The sequence below is a fragment of the Mesorhizobium sp. ArgA1 genome, from assembly GCF_053714375.1.
The window spans coordinates 1-827 of the sequence record NZ_JBSKBQ010000111.1; the positions used below are offsets into that span (position 1 = coordinate 1).

An 827-nucleotide genomic window follows, 5' to 3' on the forward strand; every position below is an offset into this window, starting at 1 on the left:
GCGCATCAACAGCAAGACCATCCGCCAATCGCGCAATGCCCTGCTGGTGCAGTGTGTTGACGGAAATAGAATTTGTCTTAAGGCGGCGAATGCACTCCGCTATATGGCCATTACCTTCAGCGACAATTCCATGTGAGGGAGCGTATTGAAGATCACGCCGGAGAGACAGATCTTCGACATGCACACCTCGGCCTTCACCTTCCGAGATATTGCTTGAAAGGGTGCCTCCAAGTGCAACATTGAGTTCCTGCAACCCACGGCAGATTCCGAACAAGGGGACACCCAGCGACAAAGCAATCTCGATCGCAGCGATGCTCGTCCTGTCGCGATCAAGATCAAGCGTGCTGGCGCAAGCTTTCGGACCCCCATACCGTGACGGTGATACATTTGAAACCGCGCCGGTCAGGAGCAATCCATTGAAGGCCAACAGGCAGGTCCGCAACTCTTTGTCGGTAAGTCCCCCTGGGATCAGGACTGGAACGACGCCAGCGGTGAGGCGCAATGCTTCGAGATAACGGGCGCGCGCCACATCATAAGCAACGCCGTCAACCGTCTGGCGATCGCAAACGACACCAACGATCGCCCGGCTGTCTTCTGCCAAAGCGGCCACAATGTCAGGCCCCCTCAAGGGCTTGCCCGATATCAGCAAGGATATCGTCGACATGTTCAAGCCCGACGGAAATCCGAATCGTTCCGTCGCGCACGCCGGAAGCCAGGCGCGCCGCTTGCGGCACCGACGCATGCGTCGTGGAGGCCGGATGCGTGGCGAGTGTCCTAGCATCGCCGATGTTTGCAACGTGGTAGACGAGTTGTAGGCGCTCGATAAA

General features: G+C 57.6%; 2 protein-coding genes. Both read right to left on the reverse strand.

Annotation, left to right across the window (positions count from 1 at the left end; genetic code table 11):
• The coding region (locus ACWGTI_RS32565; protein WP_454590667.1) for a gamma-glutamyl-gamma-aminobutyrate hydrolase family protein at positions 1-610 on the reverse strand (610 nt) is incomplete at its 3' end.
• Between the two features lie 4 nt (positions 611-614).
• Positions 615-827: PLP-dependent transferase (locus ACWGTI_RS32570; protein WP_454590668.1), on the reverse strand; the 213-nt coding region annotated here is incomplete at its 5' end.